This window comes from Thalassospira sp. ER-Se-21-Dark, assembly GCF_017922435.1.
Lineage (GTDB): Bacteria > Pseudomonadota > Alphaproteobacteria > Rhodospirillales > Thalassospiraceae > Thalassospira.
This window is the reverse complement of sequence record NZ_VDEZ01000001.1, coordinates 40,486-56,987: the sequence shown is the minus strand read 5'-3', so window position 1 is coordinate 56,987 and position 16,502 is coordinate 40,486. Positions and strand designations below refer to the sequence as shown.

Here is a 16,502-nt window from a genome sequence, read left to right as displayed (position 1 = left end):
TGTATGACGCCCTGTTTACGCGTGCGCGCACGGCAAGGCAATACTCACCTGTCAAATGACGGTGCGATGGTGGCGATCGGGCAGAAATTCAAAGCAAGGCAGCCATGTTCAGATGATGCATATCATCAGGGTTATTGGGTAATTTTCGCATGATATGCGACGCAATTTGCCGCATTCGGACGGTTTGGGACATTATCAGGTCAAAAAAATTGCTCTCACGCAATTTATCGGCATCCTTGACGCTTGTTTCGCAGGGATTATGGCAGTATTGATTACGCCGCTTGGATCAGGGGAAGCGCCGCAAATTCGGCATGCTCACCTGGGCCGGGACCGGATCACATGCCGTCACGTTCGGACAGCCGATGGACGGCGAGCATAGCGGGGATACTTCATGGCCCGTATTGTCATGAAATTTGGCGGCACTTCGGTCGCCGATGTCGAGAAAATCAAGAATGTCGCGCGCCGGGTGAAATCCGAGGTCGATGCCGGCAATCAGGTTGCTGTTGTCGTGTCCGCCATGTCGGGCAAGACCAACGAACTGGTTGGCTGGGCGCAGGAAGTTTCGCCGATGTATGATGCACGTGAATATGACGTAATCGTATCGTCGGGCGAACAGGTGACTGTCGGTTTGCTGGCGATGGCGCTGCAAAGCATGGATGTGCCTGCACGTTCCTGGCTTGGCTGGCAGATCCCGATCAAGACCGACGGCGCACATGCCAAGGCCCGCATCAAGGAAATCGACACCACCGAGCTTGATAAGCGCATGAATGGCGGTGAAGTCGTTTGCGTGGCCGGTTTCCAGGGGATAGCACCCGATAACCGTATCACCACGCTTGGGCGTGGTGGTTCGGATACATCGGCCGTGGCCCTTGCCGCGGCACTTAACGCAGATCGTTGCGACATCTATACCGATGTCGATGGTGTTTACACCACCGATCCGCGCATCGTGCCCAAGGCCCGCAAGATCGAAAAGATTACCTACGAAGAAATGCTGGAACTCGCATCCCTTGGTGCAAAGGTTCTGCAAACCCGTTCTGTCGAGATGGCAATGAACCATCGCGTCCGGGTGCAGGTCCGTTCTACCTTTAGTGATGCAGAAGGAACACTTGTTGTAGACGAGGACGAGATCGTGGAACAGGAAGTCGTCAGCGGAATTGCCTATAGCCGTGATGAAGCCAAGATCACCTTGGTGAAAGTTGCGGACAAGCCGGGTATTGCCGCTTCAATCTTCAGCCCGCTGGCTGATGCCAATATCAATGTCGACATGATCGTGCAGAACGTCTCAGAAGACGGCAAAAGCACGGACATGACCTTTACCGTTCCGCGGGGTGAATTCCAGCGTGCGCTTCAGGTGATCGAAAAGAACAAAGACAAGATTGCCTATCAGGAACTGCTTAGCACCTCTGATGTGACCAAGGTGTCGATCATTGGTGTGGGTATGCGTTCCCACGTCGGTGTCGCGCGCAAGATGTTTGAAACCCTTGCGGAAAAGGGCATCAACATTCAGGTCATCTCGACCTCGGAAATCAAGGTCAGTGTTCTGATCGCAGAGGAATATACCGAACTTGCCGTTCGTGCGTTGCACACGGCATACGGTCTGGATGCCGAGTAAGTTCAACAGTTTGGCGATTAAGCCGCTGTTAAATTACCTGTAATAATACATACTAGCTGGAGCAGTGTGTTTCAGCCTTTGTAATGAAATGGCAGGAGACCACTGGTCTCCTGCGTTTCTGCTTTGGGGTACAGAGAATATGAGTGATCCGAAAATTGACGCCGCACGGGCGCGCCTGGAAAACCTGTGGGCATCGGGCAAGGAATTCCTTGGTACCGACTACGCCATCATGGCCGGCGCCATGTCCTGGGTTTCAGAGCGTCACCTTGTTTCGGCGGTCTCCAATGCGGGTGGTTTTGGTGTGATTGCCTGCGGGTCAATGACCCCGGATCTGTTGTCGGCTGAAATCGCCGCCACTAAGGAAATGACCAGCAAGCCGTTTGGCGTCAACCTGATCACCATGCACCCGCAGCTCAATGAACTGATTGAAGTGTGCCGTGAACACAGCGTTGGGCATGTGGTTCTGGCTGGTGGCCTGCCGTCTTCCGCCTCGATCAAGCAGGCCAAGGAATTTGCCAAGGTTGTCTGCTTTGCCCCGGCACTGGTTCTGGCCAAGAAGCTGATCCGCTCGGGTGCTGATGCGCTGGTGATTGAAGGCAGCGAAGCTGGTGGCCATGTTGGCCCGGTATCGCTGACGGTTCTGGCACAGGAAATCCTGCCGGAAGTTTCCGATATTCCTGTTTTCTGCGCTGGCGGGATTGGCCGCGGTGAAGCGATTACCGGTTTGCTTGAGCAAGGGGCATCCGGTGTCCAGATCGGCACGCGCCTTGTTTGTGCCGAGGAATGCATTGCGCACCCTGACTTCAAAAAGGCCTTTATCCGTGCAAGTGCGCGTGACGCGGTGACCACGGTGCAGCTTGATGATCGTTTCCCGGTTATTCCGGTACGTGCGCTTGCCAACAAGGGCACCGAAGAATTCCGCAATACCCAACGTGCCGTGATTGAAAAGTTCCGCGCAGGCGAACTTGACCAAGGCGCTGCGCAGCTTGAAATTGAACATTTCTGGGCCGGGGCCCTGCGCCGTGCCGTGATTGATGGTGATGTTGAAAGCGGATCGGTTATGGCAGGACAGTCGGTTGGTATGGTAAAGAAAGAACAACCGGTTTCCGAAATCCTCGAAGAGTTGGTCGAACAGGCCGTTCAATCCCTGGTTAAGAGAGACAGCTAAGTCAAATGAGCATTCCGTCCGCCGCAGTCACAGGTCCGCGACGCCTTCTAAAGCGTGTGCGCGACGTCATGGCTGGACCGGGGACTGCTGAAGAACGCCTCGGACAGATTGTGACCATCATTGCTGCCGATATGGTGGCAGAGGTGTGCTCGGTCTATGTGATGCGTGCGGGCGAGGTGCTGGAACTGTTTGCGACCTGTGGTCTGTCGAAGGAAGCGGTTCACTTGACCCGCCTTCGGGTGGGCGAGGGGATTGTCGGTTTTGTCGCCGCCCATGCGCGCCCGCTTAACCTCAAGGACGCGCAAGGCCATCCGAACTTTGCCTATCGTCCGGAAACCGGCGAGGAAATCTATCATTCGATGATCGGTGTTCCGATCCTGCGCGGTGGTCGCATTATAGGCGTCCTTGCCGTACAGAACCGCACCGAGCGCCTGTATTCCGAGGACGAACAGGAAGCCCTTGAAAACGTCGCCATGGTGCTGGCCGAAATGGTCGCCGGTGGCGAACTTGTCAGCCGGGAGGAACTGATCCCGGCCGATGGCATCGCGCTGTTGCCGCTGCGTCTGGGCGGGGCGCGTCTGGCACCGGGGATTGGCAAGGGCATTGCCGTCTTGCACGAACCGCGCATCGTCATTGACCGCATGGTTTCGGACGACCCGGAAGAAGAACTGACCCGCCTGCGTGAAGCCATGCATGGTCTTCAGAACCATCTTGATAAGATGCTGGAAGCCGTTTCAGGCATCAACGGCATGGATGAAGGCGATGATCCGGGCGATATCCTTGAAGCCTATCGGATGATTGCCCAGGATACCGGCTGGCTGAACCGCATTACCGAAGCGGTACATACCGGCCTGACCGCCGAGGCCGCGGTCCAGAAGGTGCATGACGATACCCGTGCGCGCATGGCGCAGGTGACCGACCCCTATTTGCGCGAACGGTTGCACGATCTTGAAGATCTGGCCAACCGATTACTGCAGCATCTTTCGGGGCAGTATCAATCCCCGGCCTTTGGCGATCTGCCCGATGATATCATTCTGGTGGCGCGCAATATCGGCCCGGCAGAACTTCTTGATTATGATCATACCCGTCTGCGTGGTCTTGCCCTTGAAGAAGGGTCGCACACCTCGCACGTGGCAATCGTTGCGCGCGCACTTGATATCCCGGTTCTGGGCGGGGTCAAGGGCGTGCTTGATAAGGTCGAGGCCGGTGATCCCCTGATTGTCGATTCAGATAACAGCCAGCTGTTCGTTCGGCCAAGCGAAGACGTGCGCGCGGTGATTGACGGCGCATTGCGCGCCCGGGCAGAGCGAAAAGCGCTTTACGCCCAGATGCGCGACCTTCCTGCGGAAACGACCGACGGGGCGGAGATTTCACTTAACGTCAATGCCGGGCTTTTGATTGATGTTCCGCATGTGATTGAAAGCGGGGCGGACGGAATTGGCCTCTATCGGACGGAAATTCCGTTCATGGTGCGATCCGCCATGCCCGACATTACCGATCAGACCCGGCTTTATGACCGTATTTTTGAACAGGCCGAAGGCCGACCTGTGGTTTTCAGGACTCTTGATGTGGGCGGTGACAAATTGCTGCCCTATTGGGAGGATATGACAGAAGAGAATCCGGCGATGGGCTGGCGATCGATCCGGATCACATTGGATCGTCCGGCAGTGCTTGTACATCAGTTGCGTGCACTGATCCGGGCCGGGCATGACCGCGATCTTTATGTCATGTTCCCGATGATCGCCGAAGTTGCTGAATTTGATCAGGCAAAGGCGGTTCTTGATGAGCAGCTCAAACGTGAAGCCGTACGCGGATTTATCCCGCGCAAGGTCGAAGTCGGAGCCATGCTTGAAGTCCCCGCCCTGATCTGGCAGGCTCCTGCCTTGCTGCAACGGGTTGATTTCCTCTCGGTTGGGACGAATGATCTGTTGCAGTTCATGTTTGCCGCTGACCGCGGCAATCCGAGGATCGAGGGCCGTTATGACACGCTGTCGCCAAGTGTGTTCGCATTTATGCGCCAGTTGGTGACATTGTGCGATCAAAAGGACGTTCGCCTGACCATCTGTGGTGAAATGGCAGGACGTCCGCTTGAAGCGATGGCCCTTATCGGTTTGGGAATTAAACGCTTGTCGATGGCGCCTGCCTCTGTTGGTCCGGTAAAGGAAATGGTCAGAAGCATGTGTAAGTCTGAAGTCGAGAGTTATATTCTGACGATAATGGATAATCCGACCAGATCATTGCGTTCGCGTCTTAAGGCTTTCGCAATAGATCACGGTGTAAAACTTTAAAAACAATCGCTTTTGGTGGGGATATCTGCTAGTTTTATTGCTAGATCGTAACGTGGGGGTGCGCAGTTGGCGATCAAAAAGCGAAAGGAAGATCATTTGGATGACGAAACCCGAGAACGCCTTCGTTTCAGGCCTTTGTCCGGGGATTCGTCTGCAAATGACAGTGTGATGGACGAACATAAAGACCAGATCGGTGGTTATACCGAGGTCGGGAGCCTTTTGAAGGCGACCCGTGTTGGTTTGGGGCAAACAGTCGAAGACGTTTGCCGCATGCTTCGTATTCGCAAAATTTACATCGAAGCCATTGAAAGCAGCGACTATGCGGCATTGCCGAATGGTCCGTATGGCCTTGGCTTCGTGAAGGCATATGCCGAACATCTTGGACTGGACGGTGCAGAGATCGCACGTCGCTTCCGCGCAGAAAGCAATGCGCCGGCCGTGCGTAGTGAACTGTCCTTCCCAAAACCTGTGCAGGAAAGCCGTGTACCCGGTGGGGCGGTATTGCTGATCGCGGTTATGCTTGGTCTTGGTGCGTATGGCGGATGGTACTACCTGTCGAGCCAGGGCAAAACCATTGCCGATCTGGTTGATCCATTGCCAGAGCGACTTGCAAGCTACTCGACAACGGCAAGCCAGGATTCAGCGCCGCGTAATCTTGAAAACGCCGCAGATGCACAGGCCGCCGAGGCAGAAATAACAACGCCTGCACGGGTCATTGCTGATCAGGGGGTACCTGTTGCCTCTGCACCGGAAAGTGCCGGCAACGCGGAAGCACCGGTTGAAGAAACCACCGTTTCCGAGGCCCCGGTCGCAGAGCCCGCGTCTGAACCCGTAGCCGAAGTTGCAGAAGCAACCGAAGAACCGGCAGAAGCACCAGTCGTTTCCGAGGAAGTTGCAGAAGCCCCGGCGCAGGAAGCTGCACCCGTTGCCAACGAAGTGGTAACCACCACAGAACAGGCAGCGGTTGAAGCTGAAGTCGCAGAGGCACCCGCCGCAGAAACGCCGGCAGCACCGGCAGCGGAAGTTGCATCGGTTCCCGCTGCACCAGAAGTTGACGAGGCCGGTGGCGCACGCGTGTTTGGCGCGGTCAATGTTGATAGCCGGGTTACCATTTCGGCGGTGGAAACCAGCTGGGTTCGCATTCGCGAGGCAGATGGCAATGTTCTGCTGACCCGGATGCTGACAGCCGGTGATACCTATATGGTTCCGAATCGTGACGGTTTGAAACTTGAAGTCGGCAATGCCGGTGCCCTGACCTATAGCATCGATGGTTCTGAAGCCCAGCCGGTTGGGGAATACGGCGCGGTGATTTCGGACTTCTCGCTTGATGTTGGTGATCTGACCCAGGCAGAAGAACCAACCGTTCAATAGGTTTGGCCAACGCCTGCGGGCGATGAAAACAGACAAAATGCGAAAGGCGATCCGAACGGGTCGCCTTTTTCGTGACAGCTATGCGAAATCTGGCGGAAAATCTGTTAGCCAACGGTTTCTAAACCGCGTTTGATAAGCTATATACACCCCCAAGACATCTAAAACATTTTGGAACCGGAAATGAGCGTCCGCCCATATCGCGATATTGAACGCCGTCAAAGCCGCAAAATCCGTGTCGGTGACGTGGAAGTTGGCGGGGATGCACCGATCTCGGTGCAGTCGATGACCAACACCCTGACCACCGATGTGAACGCGACTGTTGCGCAGATCCATCGACTGGAAGAGGCAGGTGCGGATATCGTTCGTGTATCCTGCCCGGATCAGGAATCAACCGCGGCCCTGAAAGACATCATCAAACAGGTGCATGTCCCGATCGTGGCCGACATCCATTTCCATTACAAACGGGCGATCGAGGCCGCCGAAGCCGGCGCCGCATGCCTGCGCATCAACCCGGGCAATATCGGGTCGACCGAACGTGTGCGTGAAGTTGTGAAGGCCGCCAAGGATCATGGCTGTTCGATGCGGATCGGGGTGAATGCCGGGTCGCTTGAAAAGGAACTGCTGGAACGTTACGGCGAACCGTGCCCTGAGGCGATGGTTGAAAGTGCTTTGAACCACGCCAAAATCCTTGAAGATCAGGATTTCCGCGAATTTAAAATCTCGGTCAAGGCATCGGACGTGTTTCTGGCAGTTGCCGCCTATTACGGCCTGGCCGAAGCATGTGACTATCCGCTGCATCTTGGTATTACCGAGGCCGGTGGTCTGCGTGGTGGCACGGTGAAGTCCTCGATTGGCATGGGCAACCTGCTGTGGGCCGGGATCGGTGATACCTTGCGTGTGTCGTTGTCTGCCGACCCGGTCGAGGAAATCCATGTTGGTTTTGATATCCTGAAATCGCTTGGGCTTCGCACCCGTGGGGTTCAGATCATTTCCTGCCCGTCTTGCGCGCGTCAGGGCTTTAACGTGGTTGACACCGTGGCAGAGCTTGAAAAGCGCCTTGCCCATATTTCCACCCCGATTTCGCTGTCGATCATTGGCTGTATCGTCAATGGTCCGGGCGAAGCGCGTGAAACCGATATCGGGCTTACCGGTGGCGGTGGTGGGAACCACAAGATGTATATTTCCGGCCGCCCGGATCACAATATCAGCACGGAAAAGATGGTCGACCATATCGTCGAACTGGTCGAAGAACGTGCCGCCAAAATCGAAGCCGAAGAAGCCGCCAAGAAAACCGCGGCGGAATAGCAAAGATTAATTGACTACTTTTGGCTTTCCGCCACACCGGCGGAAAGCTATTTTCATGTTCGCATGTGTTTGCGCCGATTGATGTTTCGCGCAAATATCTGGAATTCAAGTTAGATCGGAGACCCAAAGTGGCATCGCTTCAACCCGTCCGTGGCACGCACGACCTTCTGCCGGAACAGAACCGTCTGCAGGATTACATCGCGAATACCGCACGCGAAATCGGCGAGTTGTATGGCTACCATCGCATGACCACGCCGATCTTCGAATTTACCGAGGTGTTTGCACGCACCCTTGGCGATACGTCCGACGTCGTGACCAAGGAAATGTACACCTTTGAAGATCGCGGTGGCGAACAGATTACCCTTCGTCCCGAAGGAACGGCGGGTATCGCGCGTGCCTATATTTCCAACGGCATGCAGCAGATGTCACCGGTCAAGGTCAGCTATTATGGCCCGATGTTCCGTTATGAACGCCCGCAAAAAGGCCGTCAGCGCCAGTTCCACCAGATCGGTGCCGAGCTGCTTGGCGTCGAACAGGTCGCGGGCGATATCGAAATGATCGGCTATGGCGCGCATATCCTGAAAGCCCTTGGTCTTTGGGGCAGCATCACGCTTGAACTTAACACCCTTGGTGATCCGGAAAGCCGTGCGGCGTATCGCGATGTGCTGGTTGATTACTTCAAGGGCCATTTTGACAAGCTGTCGGAAGACAGTCGGTCGCGTCTTGAAAAGAACCCGTTACGGATCCTTGACTCCAAGGACGAAGGGGATCGTGAACTGGTGGCCAATGCGCCGCTGTTTGCCGAATACCTCAACGAGCATTCCAAGGAGTTCTTCAAGGGCCTGACCGAGGGGCTCGGCGATATCGGCATCAATTATGAACTGAACCCGCGTCTGGTACGGGGGCTGGATTATTACTGCCACACCTGTTTCGAGTTCACCACCAACACCCTTGGTGCGCAGGGCACTGTCATGGCCGGTGGGCGTTATGACGGGCTGATTTCGACCATGGGTGGTCCGCAGACGGCTGGTGTCGGCTGGGCGGCAGGTGTTGAACGCCTGGCGCTGATGGTGGGCGAAGCCCCGGCGGGTGCACGCCCCGTGGCGCTGATCCCGATGGGGGACGCGGCCGAGGCAAAATGTCGCACCCTTGCCCAGACCCTGCGCGAAGCGGGTGTCGCGGTCGAGCTTGGCTATTCCGGCAACATGAAAAAGCGCATGAAGCGCGCGGACAAGGCCAATGCCTGCAAGGCAGTCATCCTTGGGGATGATGAACTTGCCAAGGGTGTGGCCCAGTTGCGTGACCTTGACAGTGGCGAGCAGCAGGAAGTGGCGCTTGATCAACTGGCTGATGTGATCGGCAAAAAGTGAGAATGGTGTGACGGACGCGATTTCGCATGAGGATGCCGGGGATTGGCCGCTGGATCGCCTGATGGTGATCGGCACCAATCATCGGCGCTCAAGCGAGGATACCCGCGACCGTCTTTTCATCGAAGAAGCCCGTCTGCCACAGTTTTTGGCCGCGATTGAACAGGCCCGCTTGGGGCAGGCGGTTGTCGTTTCGACCTGCAATCGTACCGAAGTTCATCTTTTGGCGTCCGAGGCCGAACGCGGGCGTGAACGCCTGATTGATCTGATGTCGCTTTGGGCGGATCTGGATCGGGATCAGCTTGCGACCGAGCTTTACATCCGGTCTGGCCGGGATGCTCTTCGTCATATGTTTGCCGTCGCGGCGTCACTCGACAGTCTGGTGATCGGCGAACCCGAGGTATTTGGTCAGGTCAAGGATGCGCACCGGATCGCGCGCAAGCATGATCTGGTCGGGCGCGAGTTGGAGCTGGTCTATCAGACGGCCTATGCCATTGCCAAAAAGGTCCGCAATCAGACCGGGATCGGGCAGGGGGCTGTATCAATTGCCGCCGCCGCGCAATCGGTTGCGCGCGACCTGCATGGGGATCTTGGCGACTGTACCCTGCTTTTGGCGGGTGCTGGCGACATGGGGGAACTGATTGCCGCATCGTTGGCGGAACGGGGTATCGGCCGCATTCTGGTGACAGATCGCTTGGCCGCCCGTGCACGTCTGGTGGCGCGCAGGCTGGATTGCCACTGGTCGGAAATCGATGATCTGGATCGGCTTTTGGCCGAGGCCGACCTTGTTCTGACCGCAGGCGGATCGCGGCGTTACATGATCGACAAGGATCGCGCGATGGCGGCAGTCAAACGCCGCCGGTTCCGCCCGGTTCTGATGATCGATACGGCCGTGCCGGGGGATATTGATCCGCAAGTTGATGAGATTGACGAGGTTTTCTTTTACCGGATCGAGGATCTGGAAAAGATCGCTGCCGAAGGGCGCGGTGGCCGCGAAGAAAAGGCCGATCAAGCCTGGGCGTTGATCGAAGCGGAAATTGATAATTTTGTGCGCGACCGTGCGCAGCGCGCAGCCGTGCCGGCAATCGCCGATCTGCGCAAACGGTTTGAAGCGGTACGCGCAGATGCGCTGGCTGAAAGTCATGGGGACGCGGAAAAGGCGACAAGGCTTTTGATCAATCGCCTTTTGCATACGCCGACACAGGCATTGAAAGATTTGGCGACGACAACAGACGGTGCGGGCACCGTGGAATGGGTCAAGGCCCAAAAACTGTTGTCGCGCCTGTTTGAACTTGAAGACAAGCCGCTTGGCCGCGATGGCGTGCCAAGCGACCCTGAACAGGAGAATAAAGAGTGAGTTTGGACCTTGGGAAACTCGAAGGCGTTACACGCCGGTTCGACGAACTCAATTCGCTTCTTTCAAGCGGAGAGCTTGATGGGGATGGCTTTTCCAAGCTGTCGCGCGAACATGCAGAATTGGCCCCGGTGGTCGAGGCGATTGAGGCGTATAAAAAGCTTCTGAACGATCTGGAAGAAGCCGAGGAGATCCTGGCCGATCCGCAAAGCGATCGCGATATGCGCGAAATGGCCGAAGCCGAAAAATACGACATTCAGGATAAGCTGCCAGAGGCAGAGCGTCAGATGAAACTGATGCTGATCCCGAAAGATACAGCTGACACCAAGAACGCCATACTTGAAATTCGCGCAGGCACCGGAGGTGAAGAAGCCGCCCTGTTTGCCGCCGATTTGTATCGCATGTATCAGCGTTACGCCGAAGGCCGCGGCTGGAAATTCGAACAGATGGATGCCAGCGAAAACGACCTTGGCGGTTTCAAGGAAGTGATCGTCAACGTATCTGGGACGGATGTGTTTGCCCGCCTGAAGTTTGAAAGTGGCGTGCACCGCGTGCAGCGCGTGCCGGTGACCGAAGGTGGCGGGCGTATTCATACGTCGGCTGCGACCGTGGCCGTGCTGCCAGAGGCCGAAGAAGTCGACATCAAGATCGATCCCAAGGATCTGCGTATTGATACCTACCGCTCGCAGGGTGCGGGTGGTCAGCACGTTAACACTACCGACAGTGCCGTGCGCATTACCCATATCCCGACTGGCGTGGTTGCCGCGAGTCAGGAAGCAAAGTCGCAGCACAAGAACAAAGAAAAAGCCATGAAGATGCTGATGTCGCGTCTTTATGATCAGGAACGCGAAAGCAAGGACAGCGAACGCGCGGCTGATCGTAAATCACAGGTCGGATCGGGCGACCGTTCGGAACGCATTCGCACCTATAACTTCCCGCAAGGGCGCGTGTCCGATCATCGCATTAACCTCACACTTTATCGCCTGGATGATTTCATTGCCGGTGGTCCGGCAGTTGATGAAATGATTGATGCCCTGATCGCCGAAGAGCAGGCCCAGAAGCTTGCCGAGATTGAAAGCTGATCATGTCTTCTGACACCCCATCGACCCTTGGCAGCCTGATGGCTGAGGCCGTTGCGGCCTTAACCGATGCCGGTATTGAAAACGCTCGGATGGATGCGCGTATTCTTTTGGCCCGGGCTGCGGGTGTTGATGGGGGCCGGATCAGCGCATGGCCCGAAGATATTGTGCCTGATGACAAGGCAGAAGCCTTTCGGGGCATGATTGCGCGCCGCGTTGGGCATGAACCGGTCGGGCGTATATTGGGCGAACGTGATTTCTGGCGCCATACCTTCAAGCTGTCACCCGAAACGCTTGAGCCCCGCCCGGATAGTGAAACACTTGTCGAATGGGCGATTGATTTCCTTGAAGATTCAGATGCGCCGCGGATCGTTGATTTTGGCACCGGGACGGGGTGTTTGTTGTTGTCTGCAGTTGGCGATCTGCCAGGCGCGACGGGTATCGGACTTGATCTGAGCGCGGGTGCGGTGGCCTGTGCACGTGAAAATGCCAAGCTGCTTGAGCTTGATCATGTGGTCGAATTCCGCGTCTCGGATTGGGACAGCGCACTTGATGACAAAGACCGCGCCGAGGGATTTGATCTTGTGATGTCAAACCCGCCCTACATCACCGCCGACGAGATGACGACCCTTTCGCCGGAGGTGCAAAAGTTTGATCCCCGTCTTGCCCTGACCGATGAAGGGGATGGATTGGCGGCCTATAGCGTTTTATCGCGTGTTGCGTTTGATCTGGCAAAGCCCGGCGGTTTCGTCATCTTTGAAATCGGTCGCGGGCAGGAAAAGGATGTCGGTCAGATGCTGGTGGAGGCCGGTTTTGTCGGGGTGGAGTATCGCGAAGACCTTGGCGGAATTGTCCGTTGCGTCGCGGCAAAGAAAACCCGTTGTTCCGTCGGGCGTTGCATAATCTGATATTTCCGCACCTGTGATGTAAAAAAAGCGCAGGCGAGTGAAAAAAACAGTTGGAATAACCCGTCAAGCCATATAGGTTGAATTGAACGGGCCGGGTGCCCAACGCGCTTATGAAAGCGCCGTGTTCCCCTGTAAACAGTCGACAATCTCCGTTCCTTTCAAGGTTCCCGGCAGGTTTGTAAAAATAATGCCGTGATCGGCGCTGTTTAGCGGGAAATATGTTTTTCAGACGGAGTGGTTCCGGAGCCGATGATGCTACCGGATTGTCCTTCAACACCAAAGTCATGTTGATATGAGAAATAACAATAAACGTCCGCGCGGACGGCAACAGTCGAATAAACGTCCAGTAAATCCAAAATTTCAGAATTTTGACAGTAATGGACCGGACGGCCGCGTACGCGGTAACGCCCAACAGGTCTATGAAAAATACATTTCCCTTGCGAAGGATTGCACCGACGATCCGGTACTTGCGGAAAACTTCTATCAGCACGCGGAACATTACCACCGCATCCTTCAGGCTGCCCAGGAATGGGAAAACCAGCGCCGTGAGGAACGTGGTGGTGACAACAATCGTCAGCGCAACAATCGTGGCCGTGACGACCGCAGTGATGGCCAGTCAAATCAGAACGATGATCAACAGGGTGACGCCAACGAAAACGCAGAAAATGCGTCAAACAATGGCGACGACAACACCCCGGTAGAGGCAGAAAATACTTCTGCTGAAACGTCGGATGATGATGGTGGCCGTCCGAAACGCGCACCGCGTGCGCGTCGTTCGGATGCGCGTGGTCCGGGCCGTGGTCGTCCGCGGAAATCAGATGATGACGCCAGCGCAGAGGAAAGCGCACCGGCAGAAGCATCTGGTGATGATGCACCGGCAAGTGCCGATAGAACCGACACTGCCGAGCAGGGCGAAGACGGTGAGAAAAAACCGCGCCGTGCCGCAAGCGGTACCGCACGTACCCGTGGTCGCCATCCGACCGCCCGCCGCGGTCGTAGCCGCGCAGCAGGTCGGGATGACGAAGAAGGTGCCACCTCTGACGAAGGATCCGAGCCGGTTTCGGCCTGATCTGACCCGAGGCGGTCTTTCAACATGACAAACACCCCTGCAAGCCATCCGCTTGCAGGGGTGTTGTCGTTTGAATCATCTGTAAAAACCGTGCATTCCCCCAAAGACTCAGTGCTTTAAGGGACGTAAAACTGTATAAGTATATAATTGAATATCTCGTGCAACCTTTGATTATTTTTCGCGCGGGTTCTGGGACAAATCATCAATAAAACCGTGGAAGCAAGATCGGGATAAAAGAACCGGCGTCTTTTCACGGTGCAGGCGCATTCGTGGGGAGTGATAGATGGGGACTGGCTTATTTCGGGTCGTCATGGTTTTGCTGTGGGCTCTTGGCGGTATGGTTATCGCCCTTGGGCTGTTTAACGGTGATTACGAGTTGGCCCTGTTGGGGGCTGTCTGTTTCATCGTCCCGATGTTCATTCCGCTGGTTGTCATCATCCTGAACCGAATGAAGCCATCATCATCGTCCAAATCGCAAAAGAAGAAACTGGGCGGAAAAGGGTCTGGTGGTCGTGGCGAGGGGGCGTGGGCCACTCTTGAAGACCTTAATGGTCGCAAGCTGCTTGAAAGCAATCCGTCCTTCGTCCTGGGGCGTTGGGGGGATGACAAGCGCCTGATCGGGGCCAAGGGCCTTAAGCGCGTCATTACCTTTTCGACCAAACCCGAAGAATTTTATCGCGCCTCGGCAGAGCCAAACGCGCTTTTGCATACCGGTAATCTGTTTGTCTATGAGCGCCATGGCAGCATCTTTCGCGCCATTCATGATCGCCGTACCAAGCTTGGACAAAGACTGATTGTCATTGACCCACACAAACAAACCGGTGTCGAAACCCAACAGTTCAATCCGTTCGATTTCATCCGCCAGCAGGGGGAAGGAATGATCACGGATACCGGCTTTATCGCCGATACGCTTTTGGCGCCGGTATTTGTCAAGGAACTCGATGAACAGGAAGTCCGTATTGCACGGACGTTGTTGCAGGGCTTTATCGTTTACACGATCCAGCGCAGCGCCAAGGAAGACCGCAACCTTGCCGAGGTACGTCGCAACCTGACTATGCCATCGCACCGGTTCTACAAAACCCTTGAAGAGCTGATGGGGATTGAGTCTGCGGATGGCCGCATATCCGAGGTCGCGCTGAATATCCTTGATATGACCGAAGATCAGCGGATGAAGATCATCGAGGCCTGCCGTGCCGCCACCGAAGAATTCGACAATCCGCAAATCGCACGTCTGGTCAGCAAAAGCAGCTTCACACTTGAAGACATAAACAGTGGCCCGGTTTCGATCTTTATCGTTGGTCAGCTTGGCGGTGATAACCCGGAAGTTCAGCCATCCTTTAGCCGCGTGATGCTGACAGGCATGATGAACCTGCTTAATCAGCGTGGCTGGAAATCGGGCGACCCGGAATTCCTGGTCTTGTTGGATGGGATCGAAAATGTTGGCCGGATGCCGCTTTTTGAACGGCTTTTGGGCGGCGGATATGGCGAGGGCATGATTGTCTGGCCGGGGTTCTCTGGTGTGAGTGGCCTGATGGATGTCTGCCTGAACTGGGAAAATGTCGTCGGTCGGGTGGACGCTATTTCGGTTCTGAGCCAGGAAGGGGCGTTTAACCTGGATTGGGTTTCGGGCCTGACCGCAATGTCGAAATTTGATGACACCGGCGGCGGCAAGGATACCAGCCGTCCGGTGCATTTGCGGTCTCAGGATAATCAGCCCATCCTGCGATCAGCCGAAGTGGCGCGCTTCCCCAAGGAAGAACAGATATTGTTCCGCAAGGGATGCCCGCCCATTCGTGCGCACCGCATTGATTGGTATCACGACGAGATGTTCAAGGGCATCGCCGTGCATGCCCCGACATTCAATTCCGGCAACTGATAACGGCCCTTAGGCGACAGTCACGCTCAGCTTGTCACCCGGTGTGATGATGCCGTCTTCAAGTGCTTCGATGTAAATCCCCATATAAAGGTGGTTTACCCCTTTGCGGAGCATCAGTGGCACGTTGATGTCGGAAATCGCCGTGTCGGGATTAACGCTTGTTGCCTTGCAGCGCGTGATCGGATGGACAACCCGGAACGACACATCATTGATCTTGATGATCTTGTCTTCGTTCCATTCAAGCTCTTTCCAGGGTTCCAGCCCGTCAATCAACAGGTTGCCGCGAAAACGCATCGGATCGATTTCGCTTTGCACGATGCGCGACCCGAAATCACGGATCGATGCCAGGTTCAGCAGCGATATGTATGGTTCTTTCATGTCGCCGAAATTCGTATCGGGAACTGAATAGATCTTGGGCGTGCCGGCGATCTCGTTTTTCAGAAACGCCTTGAGGAAATCCTCAACCACGGTGCGGCCCATGCTATCGTCCAGCTTGCCTTTGCAGATGGCGCGGCCATTTCGAAGGATGGTCAGGGTGCAGGTGGCGTCGTCATATTCGGTGCCGATTTCAGCCAGCTTTGGCGTGTTGACCAATTGCAGGAAGTTGCTTTTGCGGGCCCATTCATGAACGCCTTCCTGTCCGACAGATGATTGGGTTGCAATCACAAAGCGACGATCATCGGTAATCATGTGGTGTGCGCTGATTTTTGCCTGTTTAAGGTCAACACCGCGCATTCCCTTGACCGGGTATCTTTTGATGGCTTTAAGTTCGATCATCATGATCACTATTCCTGTATGGCGCTTTGGCATGCCGGAAAAACGGGACGAATGGCATGTCTGGTTTGTCTATCCGGGCGACGTTAGAACGTTGTTTTGCCAAGGGCAACCCCGAAGGGACTGGCTGGCAATGTCCTTGGTTCAGTATCCTCATATGATATCTAGAATAATGACAGAAAGTTGTGCTGCGGTGCACAAATAATTCTTGCAACTTTTGTAGGGGTATATGGTTGCAAACACGCTAGACTGAGACATATCAATGTTGTCGCTGTCGAAATAATCTATAATTTTAGAATTCGGTAATGACACCAATGCCGTGGACGCTTCC

General features: G+C 55.4%; 12 protein-coding genes. 11 read left to right on the top strand and 1 reads right to left on the bottom strand.

The features are described 5' to 3' along the window. Positions 1-391: 391 nt before the first annotated feature. The 11 genes from FHI25_RS00250 to FHI25_RS00200 all read left to right on the top strand — a co-directional run bounded on the left by FHI25_RS00250 (position 392) and on the right by FHI25_RS00200 (position 15,397). Positions 392-1,612, top strand: coding sequence for an aspartate kinase (locus FHI25_RS00250; protein WP_008891699.1), 1,221 nt, complete (start codon positions 392-394; stop codon positions 1,610-1,612). Between the two features lie 139 nt (positions 1,613-1,751). Then, complete coding sequence (locus tag FHI25_RS00245; RefSeq protein ID WP_210513976.1) at positions 1,752-2,780, top strand: nitronate monooxygenase; 1,029 nt, start codon at positions 1,752-1,754, stop codon at positions 2,778-2,780. Between the two features lie 5 nt (positions 2,781-2,785). Beyond that, positions 2,786-5,068, top strand: a complete 2,283-nt coding sequence (gene ptsP / locus FHI25_RS00240) for a phosphoenolpyruvate--protein phosphotransferase (protein WP_008891697.1) — start codon at positions 2,786-2,788, stop codon at positions 5,066-5,068. Between the two features lie 168 nt (positions 5,069-5,236). Then, positions 5,237-6,439: a helix-turn-helix domain-containing protein gene (locus FHI25_RS00235; RefSeq protein WP_246878840.1), complete on the top strand. Its 1,203-nt coding sequence runs from the start codon at positions 5,237-5,239 to the stop codon at positions 6,437-6,439. A gap of 180 nt (positions 6,440-6,619) precedes the next feature. Next, the gene (gene ispG, locus FHI25_RS00230) at positions 6,620-7,744 is read left to right on the top strand and encodes a flavodoxin-dependent (E)-4-hydroxy-3-methylbut-2-enyl-diphosphate synthase (protein ID WP_210513972.1); all 1,125 of its coding nucleotides are present in this window, start codon (positions 6,620-6,622) and stop codon (positions 7,742-7,744) included. A 128-nt stretch (positions 7,745-7,872) separates the two neighbouring features. Then, positions 7,873-9,114 (top strand): histidine--tRNA ligase, encoded by a 1,242-nt coding sequence (hisS, locus tag FHI25_RS00225; RefSeq protein ID WP_210513970.1) that lies wholly within the window; start codon positions 7,873-7,875, stop codon positions 9,112-9,114. A gap of 7 nt (positions 9,115-9,121) precedes the next feature. Beyond that, entirely contained in the window at positions 9,122-10,468 is a 1,347-nt protein-coding gene (gene hemA / locus FHI25_RS00220) for a glutamyl-tRNA reductase (RefSeq protein WP_210513968.1), read from the top strand. Next, on the top strand, positions 10,465-11,547 hold the full coding sequence (prfA, locus tag FHI25_RS00215) for a peptide chain release factor 1 (protein ID WP_008891692.1): 1,083 nt from the start codon (positions 10,465-10,467) through the stop codon (positions 11,545-11,547). The genes hemA and prfA overlap by 4 nt, the downstream gene beginning before the upstream one ends. Positions 11,548-11,549: 2 nt before the next feature. Continuing rightward, a complete protein-coding gene (gene prmC, locus FHI25_RS00210; protein WP_210513966.1) occupies positions 11,550-12,452 on the top strand; it encodes a peptide chain release factor N(5)-glutamine methyltransferase in 903 nt (300 codons plus the stop codon). A gap of 292 nt (positions 12,453-12,744) precedes the next feature. Next, positions 12,745-13,521 carry a DUF4167 domain-containing protein gene (locus FHI25_RS00205; protein ID WP_210513964.1) on the top strand — a complete coding sequence of 259 codons (777 nt, stop codon included), beginning with the start codon at positions 12,745-12,747 and terminating at the stop codon, positions 13,519-13,521. A 283-nt stretch (positions 13,522-13,804) separates the two neighbouring features. Beyond that, positions 13,805-15,397, top strand: a complete 1,593-nt coding sequence (locus FHI25_RS00200) for a type IV secretory system conjugative DNA transfer family protein (protein WP_210513962.1) — start codon at positions 13,805-13,807, stop codon at positions 15,395-15,397. A gap of 9 nt (positions 15,398-15,406) precedes the next feature. On the opposite strand, the gene FHI25_RS00195 is transcribed toward FHI25_RS00200, so the two are convergent. After that, complete coding sequence (locus tag FHI25_RS00195) at positions 15,407-16,177, bottom strand: MOSC N-terminal beta barrel domain-containing protein (RefSeq protein WP_210513960.1); 771 nt, start codon at positions 16,175-16,177, stop codon at positions 15,407-15,409. Positions 16,178-16,502 lie beyond the last annotated feature (325 nt).

Coding starts and splice junctions, on each gene's coding strand:
- FHI25_RS00245 (WP_210513976.1), top strand. CDS start 1,752: ATGAGTGATCCGAAAATTGACGCCGCACGGGCGCGCCTGGAAAACCTG.
- prmC (WP_210513966.1), top strand. CDS start 11,550: ATGTCTTCTGACACCCCATCGACCCTTGGCAGCCTGATGGCTGAGGCC.
- FHI25_RS00235 (WP_246878840.1), top strand. CDS start 5,237: ATGGACGAACATAAAGACCAGATCGGTGGTTATACCGAGGTCGGGAGC.
- FHI25_RS00200 (WP_210513962.1), top strand. CDS start 13,805: ATGGGGACTGGCTTATTTCGGGTCGTCATGGTTTTGCTGTGGGCTCTT.
- FHI25_RS00250 (WP_008891699.1), top strand. CDS start 392: ATGGCCCGTATTGTCATGAAATTTGGCGGCACTTCGGTCGCCGATGTC.
- FHI25_RS00195 (WP_210513960.1), bottom strand. CDS start 16,177: ATGATGATCGAACTTAAAGCCATCAAAAGATACCCGGTCAAGGGAATG.
- ispG (WP_210513972.1), top strand. CDS start 6,620: ATGAGCGTCCGCCCATATCGCGATATTGAACGCCGTCAAAGCCGCAAA.
- ptsP (WP_008891697.1), top strand. CDS start 2,786: ATGAGCATTCCGTCCGCCGCAGTCACAGGTCCGCGACGCCTTCTAAAG.
- FHI25_RS00205 (WP_210513964.1), top strand. CDS start 12,745: ATGAGAAATAACAATAAACGTCCGCGCGGACGGCAACAGTCGAATAAA.